The organism is Dysgonomonas sp. 521, from assembly GCF_010501055.1.
Lineage (GTDB): Bacteria > Bacteroidota > Bacteroidia > Bacteroidales > Dysgonomonadaceae > Dysgonomonas.
Genome location: NZ_QVMO01000160.1, coordinates 1 through 4,615 on the forward strand (window position 1 = coordinate 1; position 4,615 = coordinate 4,615).

The following is a 4,615-nucleotide window of genomic DNA, read 5'->3' on the forward strand; positions in this document are numbered from 1 at the left end:
GCAGAGAAGTAGAAATAATAGAAGTTCCAAGATAAACTGGCAGTTCACGAATGATAAGGCCAGAATTAAATTAAAAAAACTTTATCCGACAATATCAGATTGACATGACACTAGTTTGTTTTTAAACTCATAGGAAACACTTCCGTTCTCATCTGTAATCCGCGTAACATAAAGCATACCATCACTGTAATACCCAGTTCTTTCCAATTTAGTGCTGACTCCCGCTCCTGTTACTTTAAATTTGATACAGGCATATACGCCGGAGATTCCTTTGTTTGTAAAATAAGCAGTTGAAACAGCCTTACTGTTATTATACCAGTCCTGTCCGGGCCCGTAATGTTTCAGTACACGGTTCAGAGGGGAATTCTCATAGTCAGTCCGTGAATAGGGAGCGTTATCTCCATATTTTTTATTGGCATAATCCATTATCTTCTCCTTGCTTACATACGCCCCGTTATTGTTAGATACTGCTATCGGAAGCCATTCTACTGATTTCCGACCGAACGCATCGTATTCAATCAATGAGGCAAAGTCTCCGCCATTAAGCCCAGAAAGCATTTGGATATTTTGAACGGGGCGACCGAGCCCGTCGTAGTATTCAACTGTTGCCAGGTAATTCGAAGTGGAAGGAGCAGTTGTATAGGCTATGGCTGTAGTCGGTTTTTCTTTTTTTACATAATTAGTAGGAGGCTCTGCTACAACTACAGGGGGTAATTTTCCTACAACAGAAGTAGTCATATAGGGGCTTCCTCCTGTTTCTCTGATCCAAATAAAATATCTTCCGGACGGAAGATTCTTAACGTTAATTTTTGATTGGGTAGAATTATAAGCCTCATATAGTATTTTTGCATCTGGAGAAAGTATGAAGATGTAAGAATCATTGCCTTCATCTGTTATATTTGATACCACAATATCCATTTTAGTGGATATGTAGAATTCATAAAATATATCATATCCAGTTTGGATTTTTTTTGTGTAAGAAAAGCCTGTACTGAAAGCCCCTATTGAATATGGACCTAAATGATATTGTCCCGGACAGCCGCAAGGTCCATTATAAAAACTATCAGGCAAACTGTAGTCTGAAATTTGGGCTCTCATAGCAATTATACTGAATAGAAAAACTATCAGGATATATATTTTGAGTTTCATAACTGTCTTTATTTATAGTTATACATAATTTTTTCAAGCAGAGTCCTCGTACCATTATTGTCGAATGAAGTCCTGTATAACCTGCCGTAACTGTCATATTCATAGAATGTGGACAGTTTTCTTAGATCATTTACCTCACTTGTACCAACTAACGGACTGTATTTGTAAATTGAGACAAAGGCATTTTTTATCAATGCATGGGCGCGCAAAGCATTTATCTTTGTCCAGTCATCTGCTGTCGGGGCAATTCTACTCTCTATAGCTTTTATTACAGTAGTTCCTCCCATTGCTGTACTTACATCCTGATAGGTGGCATTTTTTATTTCTGCAATAGGATACATCCCATTATATCCCCATATATAAACAATGGATATTCCGTTGTCTCTTACCTGTGATATTTTCCCGTAGTCATTATAGACATCAAAATAAAGTTTTGGGGTATAGTAGCTCTTGTATGTATCTTTTGTCCGTGGTGTATTAGTATCCAGGGTATAGACGATATTAGGCAGGTACATTGTCCCTACTTGTTTAAATTCGGTCTTTTTTCCGAAAACGACCTGGCCGTTTACCAAACCAATAGTCTCTACTGGTACACCTACCTGATAGGCGGTTACCATTGCTTTACTGATGTTATCTGTAAAATCGGTAGGATAGTATGTTATCTGCTCTTGGGATTCATTGGCTGTAGCGTCTATGATTAATTTTGATGATGATGGAAAGAAATTTGTATTATATGTAAATTGCTTATTTAAGGAAATTGTGCCTTGATTCGCAATAGACCTTTGCACATTTTCCTTTACCTTCTGTACATATTCTGCCTGATAGAAGTAGTTATAGGAAGAGAATATCATGGGATCCCATTTGAAAGCTTCAACTCTTTGTGAATTGATGGATTTATATTCATAATCTATTTTTTCCACAATTGTATTGTTCGCATAACTTGTAATCTGCTTGGGTAGCCCATTATAGTAGTTCGTTATCCTTGGCAGATCCTGCGCTATTTCTTCATATAACTCATACTCTTCATCATTATAAAAATTATAACGTACCTTAGATGTATTCGTTCCGTCTGTTACATATTCTTCAACCTGGTCATATCCTACAGTATTTCCATTGGAGAAACTGCTTAAAGGCATTTTTGGTTCAGACATTGTAACAATACAATTTGGGCTTCTTCCAGCTCCTCCAGAGGGACATACTATATCCCAGCAAAATAAAACTGGAGGGGCCAGTAGAGTTCCACCGGAATATGTAAACTTTCTGATTTTCCCATCTGTTGTAATTTGTTTTACTCTTAATCCAGCTCCTTTATTTGGATTATCGGAAGCAAAACCTCCATTGCTGAAGGTATTTTCTTCAAAATCATAGATGACATTGCCTCCTGTAGGAAGAGTAATTTTATTTAATGTCCCTATTTTCAAGTAAGTCAGGTTGCTTGGCTTATTCACACCTGTTGTCAAAACTGTTCCGATATACTGTTTAGGACAATACATTGCACCATATTTCCCATTATTATGATATCCCCAATAGTCTGTGTTCTTGGTGTTTTTTGCAGGTATTGTTCCTTCATTATAACTGAATTTATAAGCCGGAATAGAGCCAACAGAGTAAGATTTATTTTCGTATACCTGAGTTAATTTTAATCTTGTATGTATATAACTATAGCTACTGCTATTGAAGTATGAATAATTGAAGTTAAATTGTTTTACTAATGTATTTGATTTATTGTAAACTTTAATATTGTTTAAGCGTTTTGCTGTTCCATTCAAGTCATTTCTATCACCAGGTATAAAATCGATGTATCCTCCATCCCATGCGATTTTGGATAAACGATATCCCGAGGTTTCAGTTTTAGAGAGACTATATCTTGTGCCCATAGCATAGGAACAATCCGGTTTGGTAACTGGATTTGTAGAACCATTTGGATTCATATAGAGACGAAGTGACTCTTGTGCCGGGGATTTGATAAATTCATCCGCATATGTGTATACGATTTCTTTCTTGTTGGGTAGAATAATTTTGGTAAGATGCCATGAGGTAACTACATCCTCCTCGGCATAGTAGCTTTGTAAATCTTTATCCTCTACGTTTGAAGTTGTATAATTTTTATTTAGATATGTATTATTAGCAGAATACGTCCGTGTTTTTTCTTCTTTATTGAACACATATTGAACGCCGTCAGGTGTAACCACACTAAAAAAGTATCCACTATAAGTCCCACTGGCTATTACATTAATCTTGATATTGTTATCCTTGCTAAATAATACAGCTCCTCTGGATTTATCCAAAATAAACTTTCCGGAACCGCCTGGAAAAGAAAAATAAAATATATCAGGCTCTGAATCTGCAAGTTGAAAAATGCCACCCCATGCTGTTTCAAAAAATAAATTTTTATCTCCTGTATTGTAAGGTGGTCGGGTATTATTTCCTGCAACTTCCGGACCTTTGTAATAACCTGCAACAGTATATCCATTACGGGTCACTGCTTTTAAGTCATCAGTCCCTTTAATTGACCGTGAGATGGAGCCTCCTACATTCAGATTCCATCCAAGGCCTACCCATGAGGCTTCCTGGCTAACCTTTATCCCCGAGGCATGGTAACTTAAATTTATAGGGAGTTTATATCCATAAATATCAGCCTCATACAGAGGAATATTTATATTAGGCACCCCTGTATAATGTGACACAGGGAAATCTACATACTGAGCCATGGCAACAGCATTGGGCGACATAGGTACAACAGAAGGGAGGGGTGCCCTGTATTCATCCTGTGCTTTTATCAAACCTACAGAATTACAGAGGAGTAATAAGAGAAATTGTAATATATATTTATTCATGATATTCAAATATTTAAAATTTACTTTTTAATAATAATTTCATTCACAAACAGATTATTTGCTGTAATTCTCAATACATAATTCTTCGGATACAATGAAGAACAATCCAGTGTTTCATAATATATACCCTTTGTCTTGCTCTTTACTGCAATTTTTTTTACTGGCATGCCATCCAGTGAATATAATTCAAAAGAGACTTTTGCATCTTCCTTGAGTTCGTATTCAAGGTTCATCATTGATTCCACAGGATTAGGATATATCTTACATGTCATAATATCCTCCAGTGAAACTACCTTTGTATTTTGAGTTTCAGTGTTAGGTGTGTCTTTTTCCGTTTCTTTCCACAACTCATCCAGCAGTTCAAGGTTATTGGGGTCGGTATCCAGATAAAGATGGTCTTGCGGAGGGAAGAAAAAGGCTGTGGTGAATATCTAGCTATTGTCACTTAGATTGATATTCCTGACCGTTTCAAAGACCGGATAGCGATAGCCTTTGCTATACCAGCGGCAGGTTTCCAGTTGCTTGCCTATATTATTAGTATCTTCTGTTGTGTAGCTGTTTTCTGTTGGTATGTCGAAGATGGTTTGTATGGTCTTTACCCTTAATACAGGACTCAGGGTGTCTCCTGA

The 4,615-nt window shown here is 36.7% G+C and carries 3 protein-coding genes and 1 pseudogene; all 4 read right to left on the bottom strand.

Annotated elements, in window-relative coordinates; translation table 11 throughout:
• Positions 1-81: 81 nt before the first annotated feature.
• Complete coding sequence (locus tag D0T84_RS21355) at positions 82-1,149, bottom strand: DUF6443 domain-containing protein (protein ID WP_221413164.1); 1,068 nt, start codon at positions 1,147-1,149, stop codon at positions 82-84.
• An 8-nt stretch (positions 1,150-1,157) separates the two neighbouring features.
• Positions 1,158-3,986: a hypothetical protein gene (locus D0T84_RS21360; protein WP_163309957.1), complete on the bottom strand. Its 2,829-nt coding sequence runs from the start codon at positions 3,984-3,986 to the stop codon at positions 1,158-1,160.
• Positions 3,987-4,006: 20 nt separating this feature from the next.
• Entirely contained in the window at positions 4,007-4,258 is a 252-nt protein-coding gene (locus D0T84_RS23175) for a T9SS type A sorting domain-containing protein (protein ID WP_255495527.1), read from the bottom strand.
• A gap of 159 nt (positions 4,259-4,417) precedes the next feature.
• Positions 4,418-4,615, bottom strand: a pseudogene (locus D0T84_RS23180) (T9SS C-terminal target domain-containing protein); the annotation flags it as partial.